At 51.7% G+C, this 23,759-nt stretch carries 22 protein-coding genes; 12 read left to right on the top strand and 10 right to left on the bottom strand.

Annotated elements, in window-relative coordinates; genetic code table 11:
• The first annotated feature begins 194 nt into the window (after positions 1-194).
• From FHW71_RS14635 to FHW71_RS14610, 6 genes are all read left to right on the top strand, one after another.
• A complete protein-coding gene (locus tag FHW71_RS14635) occupies positions 195-1,757 on the top strand; it encodes a transcription antiterminator (RefSeq protein ID WP_154192640.1) in 1,563 nt (520 codons plus the stop codon).
• Between the two features lie 17 nt (positions 1,758-1,774).
• Positions 1,775-2,245 carry a fructose PTS transporter subunit IIA gene (locus FHW71_RS14630; protein ID WP_008103369.1) on the top strand — a complete coding sequence of 157 codons (471 nt, stop codon included), beginning with the start codon at positions 1,775-1,777 and terminating at the stop codon, positions 2,243-2,245.
• Between the two features lie 24 nt (positions 2,246-2,269).
• On the top strand, positions 2,270-2,584 hold the full coding sequence (locus tag FHW71_RS14625; protein ID WP_008103372.1) for a fructose PTS transporter subunit IIB: 315 nt from the start codon (positions 2,270-2,272) through the stop codon (positions 2,582-2,584).
• Positions 2,585-2,595: 11 nt separating this feature from the next.
• On the top strand, positions 2,596-3,687 hold the full coding sequence (locus tag FHW71_RS14620; RefSeq protein WP_061720480.1) for a PTS fructose transporter subunit IIC: 1,092 nt from the start codon (positions 2,596-2,598) through the stop codon (positions 3,685-3,687).
• 9 nt (positions 3,688-3,696) lie between these two features.
• Positions 3,697-4,548, top strand: coding sequence for a class II fructose-bisphosphate aldolase (locus FHW71_RS14615; RefSeq protein ID WP_179452129.1), 852 nt, complete (start codon positions 3,697-3,699; stop codon positions 4,546-4,548).
• Between the two features lie 128 nt (positions 4,549-4,676).
• Positions 4,677-5,540, top strand: coding sequence for a ketose-bisphosphate aldolase (locus tag FHW71_RS14610; protein ID WP_061720478.1), 864 nt, complete (start codon positions 4,677-4,679; stop codon positions 5,538-5,540).
• Between the two features lie 61 nt (positions 5,541-5,601).
• On the opposite strand, the gene FHW71_RS14605 is transcribed toward FHW71_RS14610, so the two are convergent.
• Entirely contained in the window at positions 5,602-6,363 is a 762-nt protein-coding gene (locus tag FHW71_RS14605) for a transporter substrate-binding domain-containing protein (protein ID WP_179452128.1), read from the bottom strand.
• 161 nt (positions 6,364-6,524) lie between these two features.
• Here FHW71_RS14605 and FHW71_RS14600 point away from each other — a divergent pair, with 161 nt between their 5' ends.
• Together FHW71_RS14600 and FHW71_RS14595 are read left to right on the top strand one after the other, a co-directional pair.
• Complete coding sequence (locus FHW71_RS14600; RefSeq protein ID WP_008103382.1) at positions 6,525-7,103, top strand: NAD(P)H-dependent oxidoreductase; 579 nt, start codon at positions 6,525-6,527, stop codon at positions 7,101-7,103.
• Between the two features lie 31 nt (positions 7,104-7,134).
• Complete coding sequence (locus FHW71_RS14595) at positions 7,135-7,443, top strand: putative quinol monooxygenase (protein WP_008103384.1); 309 nt, start codon at positions 7,135-7,137, stop codon at positions 7,441-7,443.
• 85 nt (positions 7,444-7,528) lie between these two features.
• Here FHW71_RS14595 and FHW71_RS14590 read toward each other — a convergent pair whose 3' ends face one another.
• From FHW71_RS14590 to FHW71_RS14575, 4 genes are all read right to left on the bottom strand, one after another.
• Positions 7,529-10,696: an Ig-like domain-containing protein gene (locus FHW71_RS14590; RefSeq protein ID WP_179452127.1), complete on the bottom strand. Its 3,168-nt coding sequence runs from the start codon at positions 10,694-10,696 to the stop codon at positions 7,529-7,531.
• 212 nt (positions 10,697-10,908) lie between these two features.
• Positions 10,909-11,787 (bottom strand): OmpA family protein, encoded by an 879-nt coding sequence (locus tag FHW71_RS14585; protein WP_179452126.1) that lies wholly within the window; start codon positions 11,785-11,787, stop codon positions 10,909-10,911.
• A gap of 48 nt (positions 11,788-11,835) precedes the next feature.
• Positions 11,836-14,025, bottom strand: coding sequence for an Ig-like domain-containing protein (locus tag FHW71_RS14580; RefSeq protein WP_179452125.1), 2,190 nt, complete (start codon positions 14,023-14,025; stop codon positions 11,836-11,838).
• A gap of 266 nt (positions 14,026-14,291) precedes the next feature.
• Positions 14,292-15,191 (bottom strand): LysR substrate-binding domain-containing protein, encoded by a 900-nt coding sequence (locus FHW71_RS14575; protein ID WP_179452124.1) that lies wholly within the window; start codon positions 15,189-15,191, stop codon positions 14,292-14,294.
• A gap of 99 nt (positions 15,192-15,290) precedes the next feature.
• Between FHW71_RS14575 and FHW71_RS14570 the strand changes: the two genes are divergently transcribed.
• Positions 15,291-16,766 carry a tetratricopeptide repeat-containing glycosyltransferase family protein gene (locus FHW71_RS14570; RefSeq protein WP_179452123.1) on the top strand — a complete coding sequence of 492 codons (1,476 nt, stop codon included), beginning with the start codon at positions 15,291-15,293 and terminating at the stop codon, positions 16,764-16,766.
• Between the two features lie 26 nt (positions 16,767-16,792).
• Here the strand turns inward: FHW71_RS14570 and parE are convergent, their stop codons facing one another.
• From parE to nudF, 5 genes are read right to left on the bottom strand one after another with little or no spacing between them, the layout of a single operon-like run.
• Positions 16,793-18,688 carry a DNA topoisomerase IV subunit B gene (gene parE / locus FHW71_RS14565; protein WP_061720471.1) on the bottom strand — a complete coding sequence of 632 codons (1,896 nt, stop codon included), beginning with the start codon at positions 18,686-18,688 and terminating at the stop codon, positions 16,793-16,795.
• 46 nt (positions 18,689-18,734) lie between these two features.
• The gene (gene yqiA, locus FHW71_RS14560; protein WP_154155078.1) at positions 18,735-19,316 is read right to left on the bottom strand and encodes an esterase YqiA; all 582 of its coding nucleotides are present in this window, start codon (positions 19,314-19,316) and stop codon (positions 18,735-18,737) included.
• Between the two features lie 3 nt (positions 19,317-19,319).
• Entirely contained in the window at positions 19,320-20,147 is an 828-nt protein-coding gene (gene cpdA, locus FHW71_RS14555; protein WP_008103398.1) for a 3',5'-cyclic-AMP phosphodiesterase, read from the bottom strand.
• Positions 20,148-20,191: 44 nt separating this feature from the next.
• The gene (locus tag FHW71_RS14550) at positions 20,192-20,617 is read right to left on the bottom strand and encodes a DUF1249 family protein (protein WP_008103400.1); all 426 of its coding nucleotides are present in this window, start codon (positions 20,615-20,617) and stop codon (positions 20,192-20,194) included.
• A complete protein-coding gene (gene nudF / locus FHW71_RS14545) occupies positions 20,614-21,249 on the bottom strand; it encodes an ADP-ribose diphosphatase (protein ID WP_008103402.1) in 636 nt (211 codons plus the stop codon). The genes FHW71_RS14550 and nudF overlap by 4 nt, the downstream gene beginning before the upstream one ends.
• A 25-nt stretch (positions 21,250-21,274) precedes the next feature.
• Between nudF and FHW71_RS14540 the strand changes: the two genes are divergently transcribed.
• From FHW71_RS14540 to FHW71_RS14530, 3 genes are all read left to right on the top strand, one after another.
• Positions 21,275-21,466, top strand: coding sequence for a hypothetical protein (locus tag FHW71_RS14540; protein ID WP_225614418.1), 192 nt, complete (start codon positions 21,275-21,277; stop codon positions 21,464-21,466).
• Entirely contained in the window at positions 21,463-22,935 is a 1,473-nt protein-coding gene (gene tolC, locus FHW71_RS14535) for an outer membrane channel protein TolC (RefSeq protein WP_061720468.1), read from the top strand. The genes FHW71_RS14540 and tolC overlap by 4 nt, the downstream gene beginning before the upstream one ends.
• 141 nt (positions 22,936-23,076) lie before the next feature.
• Positions 23,077-23,751 (top strand): DUF1190 family protein, encoded by a 675-nt coding sequence (locus FHW71_RS14530; RefSeq protein ID WP_008103408.1) that lies wholly within the window; start codon positions 23,077-23,079, stop codon positions 23,749-23,751.
• The last annotated feature ends 8 nt before the right edge of the window (positions 23,752-23,759 follow it).

Here is a 23,759-nt window from a genome sequence, read left to right as displayed (position 1 = left end):
CAATTAATATCGCGATGCGTTTAGCGTATTAATCGTGTCCGCAAGCCGGGACAACATTTAGTATTGTTGCTTACTGATTCCTCTCCTAAATTCATACTCCACAAGCACCACATTTTTGCGCTTCTGATTTCTGGCATGGAATAAATATAAACATCAATTAGCCATAAACGTTTTGCCAAAATAAGGGTGACCGAATGCAAATACTGACTTCGCGACAACACCGATTAGTAAAATTGCTGCTGCATCATGCCGCACCGCAGCCGAGTAAAGAATTAGCGTTACAGCTTGGCGTGTCGGAGAAAACCATTCAGCGCGATTTGCAGTGGCTGGAGAGCTGGCTGAGCGACTGGTCGCTGCAGCTGGAAAAAATGCCGGGACGCGGCGTGCGCCTGCGAGTGGACGATTTACAGCAGCGTCTGCAGCTGGAGCAGCAGCTTAACGGTGACGAAAGCAGCTCGGATGCGCTGAGCCACAACAGCCGACGGGTGAAAATTGCCTCGCAGCTATTGAGTGATGCACCACGCGCGACCTCAATCAGCAAATTGTCAGAGCGCTACTTTATCAGCCATGCGTCGATCGTGAATGACCTGAAAGTGATTGAAGAGTGGCTGCTGCCGTTGGGTTTGGTACTGCAGCGCGGCCCCGGCGGCACGCACATTGAAGGCAATGAGCAGACGCTGCGCCAGGCGATGGTGTCGCTGATTAATGATGTGATGCAGCAGAACGTCGCCGGCACGCCGCTGCTACCGCGGCTCGATCCCGGCAGCCAGCAGGCGCTGGTGCACTATTTTGGCGATGAGGATGTGGCTTTTGTGCAGGCGCTGCTGCAACAGATGGAGCAGCAGCTGAGTTATCCGCTGGGCGATGCGTGGTATCTCAATCTCTGCACCCACATTCTGATCATGATGCATCGCATGGCGCAAGGTAACGCGCTGGCGCTGGAAACCCTGACCAGCGCGCAGGATCTCGACCAGCGTATTCTCAACATTGCCCAGCAGATGGTGGTCCAGATTGAACAGCGCATGTGCTGTGCATTGCCAGCCGATGAAGTGGGTTTTATTTATCAATATATTGTCTCGTCCGGCATTGTGGTGGAAGAGCGTGGTGATAATGCGCCGCTGCATAATCAATTTTCCACCGCTGAATCCGTGAAAATAACCTGTGAATTAATCGATCGTTTCGCGTCATTTATTCAGCAGGACTTATCACAGGACCGATTATTATTTGAAGGGTTATTAGTCCATATAAAGCCATTATTAAATCGACTCAAATATCACATTCATATTCGCAATCCGCTGCTGGAAGATATTCAGCAGGAGATGAAGGAAATATTTTCCTTAACTCAACAGGCGATGCAATTAACCGCGCGCAGCCAGGGACTTTCATCCGTCGCGGATGACGAAATAGGTTATCTGTGCGTGCATTTCCAGGCGGCGCTGGAGCGACAAATTGCCCACAAACGCATTCTGGTGGTGTGCTCGAGCGGCGTCGGGACCTCGCATTTGCTGAAGAGTCGCATCCTGCGCGCCTTCCCGGATTGGGCGATTGTCGGCGTAGTTTCCGCCAGCAATCATGCGGAGTTTTGCCAGCGAGAAACGGTGGATTTGGTGATCACCACCATTCACCTCAATGCCGGATCGGTTCCGGCGGTGTATGTCAGTGCCTTTTTTAACGATGACGATATTCGGCGGGTGACAGACGCCATGATTGGCAGCCAGCTGCCCGACGGCGCCTCCTGCGCTTTGGCTGAACATTAATTGAATGAGGATTGATCATGGATATTTCGCGCATTCTGACGCCACGCCGCGTTAACCTGGCGCTGACCGCCACCACCAAAGAACAAGCGATTAATGAGCTTACCGATTTGCTCTACCACGACGGCGCCATCAGCGATCGCGCCGCTTTTATCGAAGACGTATGGCTGCGTGAAGCCGAAGGCTCCACCGGCTTCGAAAATCACATTGCCATTCCGCACGGTAAATCTGCGGCGGTGAAACAAACTACGCTCGCCATCGGCCGCACCCAGCACGACATTCCGTGGGAAACGCTCGATGGCAGCCAGGTGCGCTGCATCATCCTGTTCGCGGTGCGACTGGAAGATCAGAACACCACTCATATTCGCCTGTTGTCGCAGGTGGCCAGTGCGCTGGCCGATGATGAGGTGATAGCCCAACTGCTGGTCGAAAACGATGCCAGCAATATCATCCGGCTGTTTAGTCAGTACGCCGAAACCGACCTCTGTTAACACCCTAACTCTCTGAGGTGACACATGAATATCGTCTGTGTAGCGGCCTGCACGGCAGGCATCGCGCATACCTATATTGCGCGCGAAAAACTGATTAAAGGGGCCCACGCGTTGGGCCACACCATCCACGTTGAAACTCAGGGCACCATCGGCACCGAAACGGCGTTGACGCAGGAAGACATCGCCGCCGCTGACGTGGTGATCCTCGCCGTTGACGTGAAGATCAAAGGCGAGGAGCGCTTTCAGGGCAAACCCATTGTGCGAGTGAAAACCGAAGTGGTGATCAAGTCACCGGTGAAATTCCTCGAAAAAGTGGCGGATTCACTGGCGCGCGCCTGAGGAGATCCATCATGAATGACAACAAACGTCAGTACGGCCAGGAGATCAAAGGGCATTTGCTCACCGGGATCTCGTGGATGATCCCGCTGATCGTCGCCGCCGGGATCTGCATCGCGCTCGGCCAAGTGATTGGCGGGCCGGATGTCGGCAAACAAACCGGCACTATCGCGTGGATGCTCAACCAGATCGGCGGCTGGGGCATGGGCTTGATCGTGCCGCTGATCAGCGCGGCGATCGCCTACTCAATTGCCGATCGTCCCGGCTTTGCGCCTGGCCTGATCGTCGGTTTTATCTGCGGGCAGATTGGTACCGGCTTTATCGGCGGCATCTTCGGTGGCTTCCTGGTCGGTTACACGGTGCTGCTGTTGCGCCGAACCATTAAGTTACCGAAATCGATGCAGGGTTTGATGCCGATTATGGTGCTACCGGTGCTGAGCACCATCATCGCCGGGCTGCTAATGATGACCTTTATCGGCCAGCCGATTGTCTGGCTGCAAAAGGCGCTTATCGCCCTGCTGGAGTCGATGCAGGGCGGCTCGAAGTTTGTGATGGGCGCGATTCTCGGCGCGATGGCCACCTTCGATTTCGGCGGTCCGGTGAATAAAACCATGTCGCTGTTCGCCGACGGCATGCTGGTTGACGGCATTTACGGGCCGGAAGCGGTGAAGTTTGTCGGCTCGATGATTCCGCCGTTCGGCATCACGCTCTCTTACCTGCTGAGCCGCAACAAATACACCAAAGCGGAAAAAGAGGCACTGAAAGCCGCCTTCCCGATGGGCATCTGCATGATTACCGAAGGGGTGATTCCGATTGCGGCGCGCGACCTGTTCCGCGTGGTCGGCAGCTGCGTGGTGGCCTCCGCTATCGCCGGTGGGCTGATTATGGTGTGGGGCGTTGGCGCACCGGTGCCGCACGGCGGCATGTTTGTGGTGCCACTGTTCACCAAACCCTGGCTGTTCTGTTTAGCGCTCGGCATCGGCACCACGGTGTGCGGCGTGATGCTATCGGTACTGAAAAAGCCGGTTACGCAGGCGGATGAAGAGTTCGATGACGTGGAAGCCCCCGGCATCCGCGATGAAGAGATCAAATTCACTCTGGAATAAGGAGCCACCATGTTTGCCATGATGAACGACCTGATTCAGGCCGCCGCCCAGCAGCGTTATGCGGTGCTGGCAATCAACTGCTTCAACCTGGAAACCGCGCGCGCCGCCATTCAGGCCGCCGAACAGCAGCGCGCCCCGCTGATCCTCAATGTGTATCAGGGACACAGCGCGCACTTCCCGCCCGCTGTCGCGGTGCCGTTAGTGCGAGCGCTAGCCAATGCCGCCAGCGTGCCGGTGGCGCTGGCACTCGATCACGGCAAAGCCTTTCCGCTGATTGGTCAGGCGTTTCGCGCCGGTTTTACCGGCTTGATGATCGACGCCTCGTCTGAGCCGCTCGCCGAGAATATTCGCCAGACCGCCGCCGTAGTGAAGATGGCGCATACCGCCGGCGTTTGCGTCGAAGGCGAGCTGGGGCATATCGCCGATGCACCGACCTACGAGCTGGCTGATGCCTCGGTGAAGATGACGCAGGTGGCCGATGTGCTGCCGTTTATCGAGCAGACCAATATCGATCTGCTGGCTATATCGGTTGGCACTGCGCACGGACTTTATCCGGCTGGCGTGAAGCCGAAGATTGATTTTCAACGACTTCAGGAGCTGCATGCGGTGTCCACGCGACCGTTGGCGCTGCATGGCGGATCGGGCACACCGGCCGAGGATATTCGCCGCGTCAGCGAGTTTGGTGTCGCCAAGATCAACGTCGGTGCGGCGGTGTTTGATGCCGGAAAAATGGCGGTTGAGCAGGCCCTGAAGCAGCATCCGCATGCTGAACTCGCCGACTTGCTTGGGCTGATGGAATCTGCCTGCCGCGAGGTGGTAGTCGAGTATCTGAGCTGGTCGGGATCGGCGGGCAAGGTTTAAGTGCGGCGTTAATTGGTGGTCGCCATGAATGGCGACCCTACAAAGCATTGTCAATTTCACATTCATATCCACTATCGGGTCGGCGCGTGCGTCGGCTCCAGTAAAACTCACGTTGAGGAAATATTAACATGTTGATTTCAATGAAAGAGATGTTGGCACCGACTCGTGAACACCGTTACGCCATTGGCGCGTTTAACGTGGCTGACAGCTGCTTTATCCGCGCGGTAGTTGAAGAAGCCGAGGCCACCAATACGCCGGCGATCATCTCCATCCACCCGAGCGAACTGGAGTTTGTCACCGATGAGTTCTTTGGCTACGTGCGCGAACGCACTCTGAAAAGCAAAGTGCCGTTCACCATTCACCTCGATCACGGCGCGTCTATCGCTCAGGTGCTGCGAGCCATTCAGTGCGGCTTTACTTCGGTGATGATCGATGGCTCTCTGCTGCCTTATGAAGAGAACGTGGCACTGACCAAAGAAGTGGTGAAGCTGGCGCACGCGGTGGGCGTTTCAGTGGAAGGGGAACTCGGCACCATCGGCGATACCGGCACTTCAGTGGAAGGTGGTGTGAGTAAAGTGATCTACACCGAACCGGCGCAGGCGGAGGATTTTGTGCAGCGTACCGGCGTGGATACGCTGGCGGTGGCGATTGGCACCGCGCACGGCATCTACCCGAAAAATATGAAGCCTGAGCTGCAGATGCATATCCTCAGAGACATTTCACAGCGCACCACTATTCCGTTGGTGCTGCACGGCGGTTCAGCTAATCCGGATGCCGAGATTGCGGAAGCGGTAACGTTAGGCGTAGGGAAAATCAATATATCCAGCGACATGAAGTTCGCCTATTTCGATAAGCTGCGTGAGATTCTGGCACGTGAAACCTGGTGGGATCCGAATGTGATTTATCCGGATGCGATTGCTGCGGCGAAGTCAGTGATTCGCTACAAGATGAATCTGTTTGGTGGGCTGGGTAAGGCGAGTTTGTATCGTTGAGTTCTGCTGTAAGGTGCGCACTATTGCGCACCGGGTACATAGGTCGCCATGAATGGCGACCCTACTTCACGCCTAACCATTTCTTAGCCATCTGGGCGTATTCGCCGGTGGCGGTGCTGAGATGTAGCCACTGATCGACATACAGTTTCCAGCTCATATCATCGCGCGGGATCATGTAGGCCTTCTCGCCGTACTGCATCGGTTTGTCCGGATTGATGGCGCACAGCGTTGGATAATGCTGCTGCTGGAACAGCGCTTCGGACGCATCGGTGATCATCACATCCGCTTTGTTATCGACTAACTGCTGGAAAATCCCGACGTTGTCAGCCAGTTGCAGCGTCGCCTGCGGTAAATGGCTGTGCACGAAGGCTTCGTTGGTGCCGCCCGCCGGTTCGATCACTCGCACGCTCGCCTTGTTGATCTGCTCAACCGTTTGGTATTTCGCTTTGTCATCGCAGCGTACCAGCGGGATTTTGCCATCGACGCCGAGCGGCTGCGCGAACCAGGCGATCTGCTGGCGCTTGAGCGTGACAGATACGCCGCCCAGTGCGATATCACACTGCTTCGCCACAAAATCATCACTCAGGGTTTTCCAGGTGGTTGGTACCCACTCGACTTTCGCGCCGAGGCTCGCCGCCAGCGATTGCGCCATGCTGATATCCAATCCTTCGTATTGGCCATCGCTGCGCAAATAGCTATAAGGCTTGTAATCGCCGGTGGTACAAACTTTTAAGGTCTTGCTTGCGCGGATGTCATCAAGGTGGGATTGCGCCTGAGCAGCGCCAGTCACCAGAAGTAATGCACTCAGTATCGCGGTTTTCATGGTTTCTTCTTTTTAGGGTTGATGTTGGTTTGCACGCGGATTGTTTCATAATCGTCCGCATTATTGCTTTATTAGCAAAAGTGTTGTGATCAATCACGCATTTTTCTCGCTCCTGCGCGCGCGTAGAGTGTGCGGCATCAACCAGAAACGGAGCGGATTAGATGAATTTTTTAATTATCGATGGCGGCAAAACCTTCGCCCATTCGAAAGGCGAACTGAACCATACCTTGACTGACGTGGCTGCCAGCCAGCTGCGCGACCTTGGCCATCAAGTACAGGTGACCATCGCCGATAGCGATTACAACGTGGCAGAAGAAGTGCAGAAGTATCTCGACAGCGATGTGGTGATTTATCAGATGCCGGGCTGGTGGATGGGCGAGCCGTGGACGGTGAAAAAATACATCGATGATGTCTTCACTGAAGGTCACGGTTCACTGTATGCCAGCGATGGTCGCACGCGTAGCGATGCCGGTAAAAAGTACGGTTCTGGCGGCCTGATTCAGGGTAAGAAATACATGTTGTCATTGACCTGGAACGCGCCACTGGAAGCCTTTAACGATCCTGAGCAGTTCTTCGAAGGCGTGGGCGTGGATGGCTTATATCTGCACTTCCATAAAGCCAACCAGTTCCTCGGCATGGAAGGTTTGCCGACCTTTATCTGTAACGATGTGATTAAAATGCCGGACGTGCCGCGCGATATCGAACGTTATCGGACTCATCTCAGCCAGATCTTTGCTTAACTGTAAGCACCCAGGGAAAAGAGGAAGCGCTATGTTAACCGTCGTTGCAGAAATTTGTGTCAAACCAGGCCGCCGTCAGGTGGTGCTGGATGCGATTAATCAGCTGATTCCAACCGTGCTGGAAGAGGATGGCTGCCATCAATATGACGCCTTAGTGGATCATCAGGCACAAGTGCCGTGGAAACAGAATTCACCCGATTCGATTTTCATGCTGGAATTGTGGGAATCACTGCGCCATCTGGAGCAGCATCAGCAGATGCCGCATATGGATGCGCATCGCGCGCTGATTAAAGATGAAGTGGTTGATGTAAAGATTCTGGTGCTGGAAGCGGCTAAATAAGTCGATTTTCTTTGTCGTTCAGTATCATGCATAAAAAAAGCCCCGATCTTACGACCGGGGCTTTTGTTTAGCAGCTAATCAGGGATTAGTGCTGTTGTTCCTGCATCAAATGCTGTGGAACCATTACTTCAGCATCGCCACCGTTGTTCTGGTAAACGTTGTATTCAACGCCTGCCACGGTTACGGTGCCATTTGCCTGGCTCCAGTTGCTCACTTCTTCACCTTTCGGCAAGATGTCTTCCAGCTTCAGATCTTCACCGGCTTTTTCCGACACAATCATCTGGGTTTTACCGTTGTCGATGAACAGTGAATCATTGCCCTGAGACATGATGTCATTCAGTGACATGTTCATCAGACCTTCGTTCAAGCCCGCGATGCTGAACAGACCACCAATATCTGGTGGACCTGGAGGCGTGGTATCAACTTCGATATTGAATTCTGTATCAAGCGTTTTTTCGTTCCCAGCCAGGTCACGAATACCTACGCTGAACACGTATTCATGGTCTGGCAGTTCTGCGGTTTCAATTTTCCAGGCACCATTTACGATAGTTACTTTTCCAAGTTCCATCGTGATGGTATCAATAACTGTATCGTTTGCATCTTTTACCTGGTAGGTTCCATACAGCACAGCGATGTCACCATTACTACCCGTACCTTTCATGATCAAGGTGTTATCGTTGATGCTTGCACCTTCACCCACCAGCTCTTCACGATTGGTATTATCTTTATAAACACCATCGAAAGTGCCGGTGGTTGGTGCTGTGGTATCAACAGTAAAGCTGATGCCACCACTGACTGGACCTTTCACACCTGAGGCGCTTTCAGGCTGAGCAGTAATTTTGTGCGAACCTTCAGGAAGCACAGGCGTCTCAAATTTCCATTCACCGTTTTCAACTTTCACACGGCCAATTTCAACATCGTTATCATAAATGATGACTGTAGAACCATCGACACCCTTACCTTGCAGAGTCGGTTTGGTATCGTCAGTCATATCACCATCTTTGATCAGACCTTTAACTGGGCCGACGTCATCGTGCAGCTCAAACGCTTCCAATGCGTCCGGCATCTCGGTATCGATGATCACTTTAATCGGATCGGATCCCTCGGAGGAGTTACCCGCCGGATCGGTGATTACAACGATGACTTCATACTCACCATCAGGAATTGGGTCTGTCGGGTTAACAATCCAGTTACCGCCCGCACCAACAACGGCTGAACCGATTACCGTTTCATCACCATTTTCATCTCTAACAATGATTTCTACTGTATCGCCTTCGTCAGCGCCACCGCCCTTAAATTCAGGACGTGGATCATCAATCTCATCCCCTGGAAGTACTGGACCCGTTTTATCACCTACATTATCGATTATTTCCGGTATGGTCGGCTTGGTTGGCGGCATGGTGTCAACAATGATCACGATAGGATCAGAACCAGGAGAGCGCTTGCCACCTGACTCAACTTCAACCACTAACGAATGCTCGCCATCTCCATCTGCACTGGCAGGAAGTTCAAATTCCCATTTACCTTTGTCATCAACAACAGCGCTACCCACTACTACACCATTATCAATGATGTAAATGATATCGCCTTCATTGCCTGCGCCACGCAACAACGGGGTGGTGTCATTGGTGGAATCACCGTCCATCAGAGGAATTTCAGTGTCGCCATTGTTAGCAACGATTTCGTCAATTTTACCTGGCGGCAAGATGTTTGGATCAACGATCAGTTTGAATTCTTCTGATTTACCTGAGGTGTTACCGCCTTTAGATTGTGCATCAACGCGCAGGCTGTGTTCACCGTCGGCTAAATCCAACTCGATTGACCACTCGCCACGCGGGCCAGCAACAACGCTTGCGATGATTTCGTTGCCATCCCAAATACGTACCAGTGAACCTGCATCAGCGGTACCGGAAAGCTTAGGCGTTTTATCATCGGTGGTATCACCCGATTTCAGTGGGCCCTGAGAACGACCTTCATCGTCATAGACCTCTCCCAGAGACGGATTTCCTGGTACTGAGTTGTCAAGGTTGATGATGAAGTTATCTGATTTCGCGCTTGGTTTACCGTGACGATCCATATATTGAGCACTAAATACATATGAACCATCAGCGGTCAACGTTGGCTCAAAGGTCCAGCGGCCGTCATCGCCAGCCTTAACTGTTCCGATAGGATCGGCGCCATTACCGTAGATATAAACCATTGAACCTGGCTGAGCGACACCGCTCAACGTCGGTGTAGTGTCATTGGTATATTGGTTTGAAGACAGGTAATCCAGCGTTCCTTCATTATCAACGACGCGCATAATTTCCGGAGCGTCTGGTGCAGTACCATCGACGACAAGGATCTGCTGAACTGCTGTGCCCCAGTTGCCTGCACGATCAACATAACGGGTCTGATAAAAATAGGTGCCATCCGCAATTTCGATGGAAGGAAGTGTCCACGTACCATCTGTTTTAGTCATGGTAGTGTAGATGACATTATTCAGAATCACCTGAACTAAAATGTTTGGTTCAGCGTTTTTGCCATTTGGATTAAGGATATTTTTCGAGACATATGTTGGTTCTACCGCTTTATCATTTTGAGCGAAAGTACCAAAGTCAGTCGGTGCAACAACTGCATGCGATGCTTCTGCAGTATCCGAATCAGCAAATACCACATTACCGCTAGCGATGCTCAGTTTGAACGCCGGGGATTTCACACTTTCGTTGCCATTGGCATCTTTAGCAGTGACCGTCAGGCTATGTTCACCATTGTTGAGGTCTGGGGTGATCGTCCACGCACCCATGCTGTTCGTTTTCACAGAAGCGATTGGCGTTGTACCAGCATTATCATACAGATAGACGATGGAATTAGGCTCAGCAACACCTGAAAGTACCGGCTTGCGTTCATCGCTGCTGTCGCCTGGCGTCAGGTTGCCTTTGTCGCTACCGGTGTTATCAACTGCGCGCCAGATTTCAGGTTGTGCTGGGGCTGTTTTATCAATGCTGACAATGTAGGTGCCAGGAGCTCCACGGTTAGTTGCCTTATCAATAATGATAACTTGCAAGGTATGCATGCCTTCAGCCCAGCCACCAGGAGGAGTGAACGACCACTTGCCATCAGCATCTATTGGGGTGGTATAAGTGACACCATCAATAATTAATTCGGCCTTTCCGCCTTTAGCATCCTTACTTTCGATATCTGTCCATTTGAAATCAGTGTCTTTACTATAAATATATTTAAACGTTCCAACTGCATTAATATTATTAGCCATGAGCATATTCCTTTTAAACATGGATTCTTGGGGGCCCGGAAATCCCTCCGGAGCAAAATCATTTTCGGTTAGTTAGTGAAACGCGTTACACAGGACACGTCTTAAAACCCTATATATCTTTGATGAGCTAATAAAGATAAAAAGAGGGTAAAAGTGGCCATCTGATATTTATAGAAAAGCCACCTGTAAATATTTAGAAATAATTAACGCTATTATTTATTCTCAACACTAATAATAACGCGACGCTCATTGGCATAGCAGGCTACTTGCTCTTTCTGCGATCCCTGACATTGCATAGTTACCTGACTTTCTCCCATACTTTGAGAAGAAATATTGGCACTTGAGATCCCATTATTAACTAAAAGTTTCTTAATCGTATCCGCACGAAGCTGACCTAATTTCATGTTGCTATTCTCGTCGCCTATTGGATCGGTGAATCCGGTAACCACAATATGCGGCTGATTATTCGACTGGCGCTTAATCATGACGGCAAACTGCTGAATAGCATTACGGCCTTCATTGGAAATATCGCTGCTATTGGCGCTGGCAAACTTAAAGAGCAGATCTGATGAAAACTCATAGTTATCATAAGATTGGGTGGTTCCTGCCTGGCAAGCCACTACAGAGGAGACGCGTGATAACAGATGGGTTTGCTGGCGAGTACCCACCAGCTGCTGCTGGGCTTCTGTCTCGCTGGTCACCAATGGACGGCCGGAACCATCCAGGCTAGCACGGATGTAATAGGTTTTCCCTGCAGCCAAGTTGTCACGCCATGGCTGTTGTTGCTTGCCCTGATAGGATGGCGCGTCATTTGTGAAACTCGCCAGCGAATGCACGCCTGGATTTACACAGAATGTGCTGTAGCCGCCAGCAAGCAGAGCGGTTTGAAATTCGCCATCAACATAGATATGTGCCGGTGAATTACCGATAGCGTCCGCCGGACGATAATAAACAATACGTACCTGGTCCGCAGCAGCTGCAGGCATTGAACGCCAGGTTTGCCCAAAATTATTTTGTGCTTGAGCATTAAATACAGTGATGGCTGACAATGAGGCGAATGCAGCCAGCATCATGATAGTTTTATTTTTCATAATCACTCCAGAAAACAGGTGTCTGGAGACACCTGCTACTTTTAAATATTAGTTTTGTGATGAATAATCGATAAAGTCTTTCATCTCATATGCGGAATTAATACTTGAATCATTCGACGTTAATACACCTGTAGCGGTAATACTATTGGCATCATTAATGAAATCAATATCATTCAGCAAACTATTTTTAATATCGTGAATGACGGCATTATCTTCCAACGGCTCGTTTAATAATGATTGGCTTTGTTCTGATAATAGCTCCGACAAATCCAGCCCATTAATAGAGAGACCACCAAGATCCGGCGGGCCAGGAGGCGTGGTATCCACTTCAACCTGATAAACATCAGTTTTGGCCGTTACTACACCATCAGCATCTTTGAAGGCTGCTTCAATTTTATAAACATCTTCAGCAAGCTCTGGAGTGGTGAAACTCCATTTACCATCAGTGTTAACCGTTACAGAGTGATATGTATGCCCATTAGTGCCCGTAATCCACAGATAAACAATATTACCTGCCTGACCCGAACCTTCAATAATCATCGTTGGATCGTTTGAGTCACTGCCACCGTTTCCAACCGGGTATTTAATACCTGCGTCATTATTATCTTTGAAGACGCCATCGATAGTTCCTGTTACCGGCACTTCCGGATTTGGCTCAACTTCTTTGCCTGGGTCGAAATTAGGATCGTCGATTGTAATGATAACTTTGTCAGAAGGTGCAGATTCATTTCCAGCAGGATCGGTAACAATAATCTGGAATTCGTGCTCGCCATTATCAATTGGTTGTTTCGGTGTAAAGGTCCATTCACCTTTATCATCAACAACTGTGCTACCAATTACCTTACCGTTATCGATAATTTTGATAATGTCGCCTTTCTCACCTTTGCCTTCAAAGGTAGGCGTGCTGTCTTCTGTTTCCTCGCCAGAAACGATTGGTGCGCCATCATCATCAGAAATTTGACCGATACCCTGGTTTTCTGGCGCGATGGTATCGACCTCAACAATCCATGGCGTAGACGGCAGGGATTTATTACCCACCTGATCAACCACCACTACGCTGAAATCGTGCTTACCATCTTCCAATACTGGACTAATAAATTTCCAGTTCCCCTCATTATCCGTTTGCGCCGTACCGATCAGTTGGCCATTTTTCCAGATTTCAACGGTAGAACCCTGTTCAGCTTTACCCGACAAAACCGGCGTGCTGTCTTTTGTCAAACCACCGTTTACAATCTCTTTTGCTGGATTAACCGAATCATCGATCATGCCATCAATTGAGCCTTTGGCTGGTGCGGTCAAGTCAACGGTGAAGTTCCATGCTTCGCTTGACTCACCGACCACACCGCTCTCATTACGCTCACGTGTGGTGATGCTGTGATCGCCGGCTGACAGAGCAGTGCCAGGCGTAAATGACCAGCTACCGTTTTCTCCAACGGTAGTTTCACCAATCTTCTTCTCGCCATCCCAAATCTCGATAACGTTACCTTTGGTGCCGGTACCATTCAGAGTGGGAGTTGTATCATCAGTGCGGCCACCTTTGGCGATCAAACCCGTTACACTTCCCACGTCATCGTAAAGACCGCTTACGACCGGAATATTTACGTCGCCGCCACCGTTATCACCGCCACCTTTGCCGCCGTCCCCACCTTTACCGCCGTCGCCACCGTCGCCGCCACTGCCACCATTTCCGTTGTTGTTACTGCCGCTGTTGCTGTCCTGATACTGCTGTTTAGCGGCCAGGAAACCCAGGCCCGCGGCTGCTGCGATAGCTGCCAAACCGCCCAAAGCGATCAACGCTGGTGACCACTCAAAACCCGAAGCCAGCGCGAAGCCACCGTCACTCTCAACGGTGCTTTCGCCCAAGGCTAAAGCACTGGTTTCACCATCAGCTAAAGCGGCAGCATCGTGATCGGAGTTACCATCAGTGGCGACGTATTCGTGCATCGCGCCATCTTCTGCTTTACCGACTAAGGAACCCGATTTGGCAAAAAAGTCTTCGATAATCAGATCAGGATCGTTGGCATCTGAACCTTCCAGCATCACCAGCAGATTTTTGCCTACACGCTTAACAGTAATATTTTCAGGTGCAACACCATCGTTACCTTGGGTCAGCAAGTATTTTCCGTTGGTAATAGCCTGAATTTTCGCAGCTTTACCCTCTTTGCCTACACGCAATGCTTCCGCTTTCGTTATTGTTTTTTTATCAATAACCGCAACACTCACGGGCGAAACGTTCATGATTAATCCCTTCCGTCATTTAGATTTTGATTGCGCGGTTGCGTACAAGCGCAGCAATCTCCCTGGCTCAACCCACCTCCGTGGGCTCAAAGTGAGCGACATAATCAGGAAAGAGAGATTTCCGAGACATAAGAAACGTCCCGTTAGGAAAGAAAAAATTTCCCAACATTGTCAAAAAGCCAGTTAGTTAATTAACTACCTGAATTAACAAACCTTTATGGAAAACAAAACGACCAGAGAAGGGAAATAATTAAACCATAACAGGACTATAACAGATGATTTTCCTGAATTTTTTCGCGCAAAAAATCCAGAAAACAGGTGATGCGGGAGGTAAGAGATTGGTTGCGATAGTAAACCGCGTGGATAGGTAGGCGCTGCTCGCGCGTTTCCGTTTCCAGAACCTGCACCAGACGTCCATTGATGCGATCTTCACGGCTGACAAAATCAGATAAACGCACAATGCCTTGCCCTGCCAATGCCAGTTGACGAAGCGTTTCACCACTCGAAGCAGATAACGTAGGTTTGATGCGCAGGAACTCTCCTTCTCGCTGCCAAACCGGCCAAATGTTATGCGCATCAAGGTGACTAAACCCCAGCAGTTGATGATTCACCAGCGCATCCACGCTTTCTGGAACGCCATATTTCTCCAGATATGCCGGACTGGCCAATAGACGTATCACGCTGCTGCCAAGGACGCGCGCGCGCAGCGTGGAGTCCCGCAACTCACCGATGCGGATGGCAATGTCTGTTTGCTGCTCCAGCAGGTCGATGACGATGTCGTCAGTGTTCAGTTCAAGTTGAATATGCGGATAGCGCTGACTGAACTCTGCAACAAGCGGCACAATAACGTGCAAAGTAAAGGGTGTGTTGGCATTAACGCGTAGCCGCCCTGAGGGAATGTCTCTGCGCTGAGCAATATGTTCTTCCGCTTGCTCGACTGAAGCGAGAATCTGCCGCGCGTGATCGAGGAAAATAAGCCCTTCTTCGGTCAACGCCAGACGACGAGTTGTGCGGTGCATTAACGTGGTTTGCAGCTTGCTTTCTAAGCGACTCAACGCACGACTAATACCGGAGCTGGTTTGTTCCAACTGTTCTGCCGCAGCAGTGATTGAACCGGTATCCACAACCGTCACCCAGGCACGCAATTCTTCCAGTGTAATTTTCAAAATTCTCATCCTCAGAGAACGGTTCAAGACCTGTCCTGGCGTTGTTGCCGCAATATCTGTTGTAAATTACGCCACCTCAATCAGCGGCAGGATATCATAATGCGTCATAAACCTCGGATGGGTAACGACTTACGTCAGCAGCAAGCTGTAACTCAGTTGATCCAACGAGGAAAGCAAGATGAAGCCTGGCGCAAGATCCGTGCTCATCTCACACTGGCTCCCTATGATGGCTGGTTCCTGCATGAAGCCGCGCGGTTGGCACGGCGCGCTGGTGATGTCGATACGGCGCAGCGCTACTATCAGCGTGCTTTAACGCTTTCACCACAAGATGCCGGGCTGCTCAATGGCCTTGCTTTAACCCATTATGATGCGGGCCGCTTTGCTGAGGCAGAGCAGCATTATCGAGCCGCTCTGCAAACGCATGACCGCTATGCAGCTTGCCACAACAACTACGCTATTTTGCTGCACAAACAGCATCGTTATTCTGCAGCATTGCATCAGTACCGCCAGGCGATGCGTATTCAGCCAGATTATACCGAAGCGCGTTATGGTATGAGCACCTTGCTGGCTCACATGGGGCAACTGCAAGAAGCAGAAAACCAGATGCAACGCGTGATGCATGAGCGTAAAGGCGACCGTCGCTGCCAGAATGCGCTCGGCATGGTCCAGTTACAGCAAGGTAACTTTGCTGCTGGCTGGCGCAATTATCAGGCACGTTACGCAACAGATAATCCTGAGCGCTTTTTTACCTTACCTGAGCTACCTATTCGTTACTGGCAAGGTGAAGACTTAGTTGGTATGACGCTGCTGGTGCGAACGGAACAAGGACTGGGTGATGAGATTCAGTTTTGCCGTTTTCTCTCACGGGTAAAATCGGAAAAGCATGCCGGTAAGGTAATCATGATCGGCAACGCCGCCTTGAAACCTTTAATGGCAAGCTTGAAAGATGTAGATAGTTATTTAATCAGGGAAGATAAACATCAGGCGCTGCCGCAGGCCGATTATTGGTGTTCACTGCTGGATTTGCCGCAACATTTTCTCAACTCGCCGCAGCCATTCAATGCCGATGTTCCTTATTTATCTGGCGCACCTGAGCATCAGGCGAAATGGCCGATTGCTGGCACAGGTAAAAAAATTGGCATTGTGTGGAAAGGTTCCAGCGCACACAAAAATGACAGGCAGCGTTCGCTGTCACATCTGTCTGAACTGGCAACTCTATTTTCTGTACCAGAAACGCATTGGGTTAGTTTGCAAAAAGGAGCTGGAGAGGAAGAAGTAAATCATTTTCCTCACCTTCAGCCATTGGGCGCCCAATTCACTGATTATCAGGATACCGCCGCCGTTATTTCACAACTGGATTTGGTGATTGGCGTGGATACGTCAGTAATCCACTTAGCGGGTGCGCTGGGGAAACCTTGCTGGGTAATGTTGCCTGCCTGGGCGCGAGATTGGCGCTGGTTAGAAAATCGCGATGATTCGCCGTGGTATCCACAGATGCAACTGTTTGCGCGCGGGCAGGATGAAGAGTGGAGCTCGGTAATTATGCGGATTAAACAGGCGCTGCAGCAGCTATAAAAAGGGACGCCGTGGCGTCCCAATTTTTACACTTCGAGGTCGGCTAAATCGCCTTTCTCTTGCAGCCAGTTTCGGCGGTCTTCCGAGCGTTTCTTCGCCAGCAGCATATCCATTACACGTAGCGTTTGATCGACATCCTCATCGCTGATCGTCAATTGCACCAGACGACGCGTGTTCGGATCGAGCGTGGTTTCGCGCAGCTGCAGCGGGTTCATTTCGCCCAAGCCCTTAAAGCGCTGCACATTCGGCTTACCTTTCTTGCGCTTCAGCTGATCCAGCACGCCCTCTTTCTCGTCTTCGTCTAAGGCGTAGTAGACTTCTTTGCCGAGATCGATGCGATACAGCGGCGGCATCGCCACATACACATGGCCGTGCTGCACCAGCGAACGGAAATGCTTCACAAACAGCGCGCACAGCAACGTCGCGATGTGCAAACCATCGGAGTCCGCATCCGCAAGGATACAGATCTTGCCGTAACGCAGTTGGCTCAGATCTTCGCTGTCAGGATCGATACCGATCGCCACCGAAATATCATGCACTTCCTGCGAGGCCAGCACTTCGTCTGAAGAGACTTCCCATGTGTTGAGGATCTTACCTTTCAGCGGCATGATCGCCTGATAATCTCGATCGCGCGCCTGCTTGGCGGATCCGCCCGCAGAATCCCCTTCGACAAGGAACAGTTCAGTTCTATTCAAATCCTGCGCTGTGCAGTCAGCCAGTTTGCCCGGCAGCGCCGGTCCGCTGGTGAGTTTTTTACGCACCACTTTCTTCGCGGCGCGCATACGGCGCTGTGCGCTGGAGATCGCCAGCTCGGCCAGCATTTCAGCCGCCTGCACGTTCTGGTTCAGCCACAGGCTGAAGGCATCTTTCACCACCGCCGAAACAAACGCCGCACACTGACGTGACGACAGGCGCTCTTTAGTCTGACCAGCAAACTGGGGATCCTGCATTTTCACCGACAGTACGTACGCACAGCGATCCCAGATATCTTCCGCCGAGAGCTTCACGCCGCGCGGCAAAATATTGCGGTATTCGCAGAACTCACGCATGGCATCCAGCAATCCCTGACGTAAGCCGTTGACGTGTGTGCCGCCTTGCATGGTTGGGATCAGGTTGACGTAGCTTTCCGTTAGCAGCTCTCCGCCTTCCGGCAGCCACAGCAGCGCCCAATCCACCGCTTCCACATCGCCGGCAAAACTGCCAACAAAAGGTTTTTCCGGCAGCGTCGGCAAACCGTCAATCGCTTCACACAGGTAATCGGTCAGGCCATCCTGATACATCCAGGTTTGTTCGGTATCGTTGACCTTGTCTTTAAAGACAATTTCAACGCCCGGACAGAGCACGGCTTTGGCTTTTAACAGATGCGATAAACGGGAAACCGAGAAACGCGGACTATCAAAGAAGCTTTCATCTGGCCAGAAATGCACGCTGGTGCCGGTGTTGCGTTTACCGACGGTGCCGGTAACCGTAAGATCCTGCACCTTGTCGCCATTTTCGAAGGCAATCTGGTAGATTTCGCCGTTACGACGCACGGTAACTTCGACGCGCTTTGATAAGGCGTTAACCACCGAGATCCCGACGCCGTGCAAGCCGCCTGAGAACTGATAGTTTTTATTGGAGAATTTGCCGCCCGCGTGCAGGCGACAAAGAATCAGCTCAACCGCAGGTACGCCTTCTTCCGGATGGATATCCACCGGCATGCCACGACCGTCATCAATAACTTCCAATGACTGATCGGCATGAAGAATCACTTCCACACGTTTGGCGTGACCGGCCAGCGCCTCATCGACGCTGTTATCGATCACTTCCTGGCCCAGATGGTTTGGACGCGTGGTATCGGTGTACATCCCTGGACGACGACGCACCGGTTCAAGGCCGGTCAGGACCTCAATGGCATCGGCATTATAGCTTGATTGGCTCATCGTAAATGTCTGATTAGCAATAGGAAAATGGCCCCACCTCGCAAAGTTACTGGGCGTTTAATCCCAGAAAATCAACTATCTGTGCGAAATGGCGTTCGAATCCGATATAGGCATGATTGCCGCCCTCTTCAACCGTCTGGCGGCATGCGCTGTAATACTCCAGCGCCTGGCGATAATCGAGTATTTCATCGCCGGTTTGTTGCAGCAGCCAGAGTAAATCGGGCGCTTCAAGAGGGTCAATCTGCATTACTTTCAGATCGTAAATGTGGCGAGACTCTAACACATATTGCTGGCCGGTGTAGGGATTACGGTTTTCGCCGAGGTAATCCACCAGCAGCTCAAACGGCCGCACGGCGGGATTGACCACCACCGCTGGCAACATAAAACACTGCGACAGCCAGGTAGCAAAATAGCCGCCCAGCGACGATCCCACCAATCCCAGCGGTTCACCGGAATACTGCATCACTAGCTCTTCCAGCATGCTGGCGGCTTCGGCCGGAAACGTCGGCAGTTGCGGCACCATCACATTGATGTGTGGATGCTGCTCGTTGAGCCATTGCTGCAGCTGGGTGGCTTTCGCCGATTGCGGGGAACTGTTGAAGCCGTGCAGATAGATCAGCGCCGCCATTGCTTAGTAGCCCTCGGAATCAAGATCGGGGCGGAACATGTCGCTTTGCAGGCGGTTCACTTCGGTTTGCAGCACGCCGTCTGGCTGCAAAGTGAACCAGCGCCAGCCTGGCGACAGTGTATCAATAGTGAAGTTAGTGCAATGCGGTTTGAACTGGACACAGGTCGATGGTGAAGCCATTACGCGGCGACCATGCCAGTCGAGATCGAGTTCCTGATGAATATGGCCGCACACCAGATTGCGCGCACGCGGGAAGTGTTGCAGTACCGCTTCCAGCTGATGCGGGTTGCGCAAGCTGTGCTGATCTAACCAGGTACAACCGGATGCCAGCGGATGATGATGCAGCAGCACTAAGGTGTGACGTTCTGGATACTTGCTGAGCGCGGTGTGCAGCCACTCAAGCTGGTATTCGCTCAACATGCCGTGCGGTACGCCAAATACCTGGCTATCGAGCAGCACCAGCTGCCAGTGATCGCCTAACAGAACATGCTTGTCTGACTTAATACCCGCATCGGCCAGTGTATCCACCATCGCCGGCTGAAAATCGTGATTTCCCGGCAGCCAGACGCAAGGCTTCGGCAGACGGTTAATGCCCGCTACAAAATGTTGGTAAGCTTCGACGGTGTGATCCTGAGCGAGATCGCCGGTGGCGATAATCAGATCATAATGCTGCTGTTGTGCCTCAATGGCATCCAGCACCGCATCAAAACTCGACCAGGTATTCACCCCAAGCAGCGATTGATGTTTTCCAGCAAAAAGATGGGTATCCGTGATTTGTAAAATCCTGATATCAGACCCATCTCGCGCAGGAAGAGTTAGCAGGCTATCCAAAGCGTTTCCTTAATCTCCACGCCATCGTTGCGTTTTTTACGCTATCAGCAAACCGGTACTGCCACAGCGCCATGCGCTAAGCAGTAACGCAACCAATCCGCAAGGAACTGGTTAATCTGATGTTTTTCATCGCGCTGATGCAATTTTTTATTAGGATAATCATAGCGCGCTTTAAATCGGTAGATCTGTTTAGTGGAACACACTTCAGCGACCATCGCATCATGGTAGAGCCGCACAGACATAGAAGGCAGGCTCCAGTAACTCACCGCAGGCGCCACCTGACGCACTTCCACCAGCGTGGTGTAACGGGTCGATTCTTCGATGGTGAGCTGATAGCTGGCGCCATTCACCTGATAAATCACCGATGCGCCTGCCTCATCATTGCGTGGCAGCAGGCGACGCAGCTGGGCAAAATTGGTTTCGCACAGGCGCATCATTTCGGGAAAGTCAGGGGTATAGCGCTGTTTCATTTTAGCTTCCACTCTTCTCGTAGTTTTTCATGGTGCAACGCCAGCCATTGCAAGGCGATGACAGATGCCGCGTTATCAATAATCCCCTCTTCCACCCAGCGATAAGCCTGTTCACGGCTCACCACATGGACAAGAATATCCTCATTCTCTTCCTCCAGCCCGTGATTTCCCTCTGCCAGGCTGGCATCCACTTCGCCCACCAGCACCGACAAACGTTCAGACGTTCCGCCAGGGCTGGCTAAGTAATTCACTATCGGTTTGACGCGACCAACCTTGAGGCCAGCCTCTTCTACCGCCTCACGTCGTGCAACATCTTCTGGTGTTTCGCCAGGTTCGATGATGCCAGCCACCATTTCCAGCAGCCAGGGCGTTGGGCTGGAATCAAAAGCGGGAATGCGGATCTGTTCGATCAGCACCACTTCATCGCGTAAGGGATCATAGGGTAGCAGCACGGCGGCGTGTCCGCGCTCAAAAACTTCGCGCACCACTTCACCACTCATTTCGCCATTAAAACGACGGTGACGGAAACGGTAGCTGACGATGGAAAAAAAACCATCGTAACGCGTTTCGCGTGCAATAATTTCTACATCGTTTTTTGTGAAAGTCACAGGGGATTTTTTTGCACTCGCCATCGTCTGATTCCTTATGCAGATTGGGATGGAGCAAAGAAAAGCCAAGTCTACCGCTCCGTCCGAGTGGTTCTTTTTGAATTATTTACGTAAATTAGGGGAAGAAGGCACGTTCAGCCAACTTATCTCTGACGCCGCCTCTGTAGAATCGGCGATTATTTTTTTGGCTTACCTGCAGCACTACCAGTGCATTTTGCTGCAACAAAAGGAATGCAAATGAAAAAACTGCTCCCACTTTTTATTGGACTGAGCCTGGGCGGATTCAGCCTTGCCAGCCAGGCAGAAAACCTGTTGCAGGTCTATCAGCAGGCGCGCCTTAGCAACCCCGATCTGCGCTCCTCTGCCGCTAACCGCGACGCAGCATTTGAGAAAATCAATGAAGCGCGTAGTCCTTTATTGCCGCAGTTAGGCTTGGGCGCAGATTACACTTATAACAATGGCTACCGTGACAGCAGCGGACTTCATTCCAACACGACCAGCGCCTCTCTGCAATTAACTCAAACTATTTTCGACATGTCGAAATGGCGCGCGCTGTCGCTGCAGGAAAAACAAGCCGGTATTCAGGACGTCACTTATCAGGTTGCTCAGCAAGATCTGATTCTGAATAGTGCAACTGCCTATTTCAACGTGTTGAAGGCGATCGATACGCTTTCTTACACCGAAGCACAGAAACAATCGATCTACCGCGAATTGGATCAAACCACTCAGCGCTTCAACGTAGGTCTGGTCGCGATCACTGACGTGCAGAACGCCCGCGCACAGTATGACACCGTGCTGGCCAACGAAGTGACCGCACGTAACAACCTCGATAATGCGGTGGAATCGCTGCGTCAGATTACCGGCATGGATTATCTGTCGCTGGCTTCTCTGAATATCGATCGTTTCAAAACCGCGCGTCCAGATGCTGTTGCCAGCCTGCTAAAAGAAGCAGAGAGCCGCAACCTGACCTTGCTGTCTGCGCGTCTGAGCCAGGATCTGGCACGTGAGCAGATTCGTTCAGCTGAAACCGGCCACATGCCAACGCTGGACTTGACTGCGTCAACCGGTATGTCGAACAGCAAATATGGCGGCAGCCGCGCCAATCAGAGCGCCGGCAGCACCGACTCTATCACCGGTTCTAACCAGGTTGGTCTGAGCTTCACCATGCCACTGTATAGCGGCGGTTCGGTTACCTCCCAGGTAAAACAGGCGCAGTACAACTATGTCGCGGCCAGCGAGCAGCTGGAAGGCGCACATCGTAGCGCGGTTCAGACGGTGCGTTCTTCATTCAATAACGTGAATGCCTCTATCAGCAGCATCGATGCTTACAAGCAGGCGGTTGTCTCAGCACAAAGCTCATTGGATGCGATGGAAGCGGGTTATCAAGTTGGTACGCGTACCATCGTTGATGTGCTGGATGCAACCACCACGCTGTTCAATGCTAAACAGCAGCTTTCTGATGCGCGTTATAGCTATCTGATTAACCAGCTGAATATCAAATATGCGCTGGGTACGCTGAACGAGCAGGATCTGCAGCAGCTGAACAGCACGCTGGGCAAAGAGATCACCACGACACCAGAAGTGGTGGCGCCGGAAAATAACCAGCAGGCCGCGCGTGTGGATAACGGTCCGAAAGCGTCATCGCCTTCAGCCGCCGCACAAGCCCGTCCAGCTGCCGCACGCAGCAGCGGAAATCCATTCGGTAATTAATTCCCCAAGGGGCCGCATGCGGCCCCTTTCGCATTCAATCGTATAGCTACGTAAAGATGCTTTCCCCATCTGGCTTCGCGCTTCATTTTCCACCGCTCATCCCCTATCCTTTACCGCACCTTTGGGCACAGGATGAAAATAATGAAACGGACGAAAAATATTCGCCATGCCGCTTTTCGTAAAAGCTGGCAGGCACGCCACTTAACGCCAGTCGCCTTTGCCGTTAGCGCAGTGTTTATGCTGGCAGGCTGCGAGCAGAGTGATGAGACGGTGTCGCTCTATCAAAACGCAGATGATTGCGCCAAAGCCAATCCAGGCCAGAGCGCGCAATGTACCACTGCGTATAACAACGCACAGAAAGAAGCTGAACGTACCGCGCCAAAATACGCCACGCGCGAAGATTGTGTGGCTGAGTTTGGTGAGAATCAGTGCCAGCAAACGCCTGCACAAGCGGGCGTTGGAACGACCGCTAATAATGCCGAAGCACAGCAAAGCGGCAGCTTCTGGATGCCATTGATGGCCGGTTACATGATGGGACGTATGATGAGCGGTGGCGCAGGCTTTGCCCAGCAGCCGCTGTTCTCACCAAAAAATCCGAACAGCCCGGCAAACGGCAAATTTGTCGACGCGTCGGGTAAAAACTACGGCAATGCGACATCAGGTCGTACCATCAACGTGCCGAAAACAGCCATGGCGCCGAAACCTGCCACCACTTCCACCATCACGCGTGGCGGCTTTGGTGACAGCGTGGCAAAACAAAACACCATGCAGCGCAGCAGTGCCTCTGGCACCGGCAGCCGCTCGCTGGGAGGCTAAGCCGCAGC

Origin of the sequence: Enterobacter sp. Sphag1F, from assembly GCF_014193275.1 — a bacterium.
GTDB classification, from domain to species: Bacteria; Pseudomonadota; Gammaproteobacteria; order Enterobacterales; family Enterobacteriaceae; genus Pantoea; species Pantoea symbiotica.
This window is presented reverse-complemented; position numbering and strand designations above follow the sequence as displayed.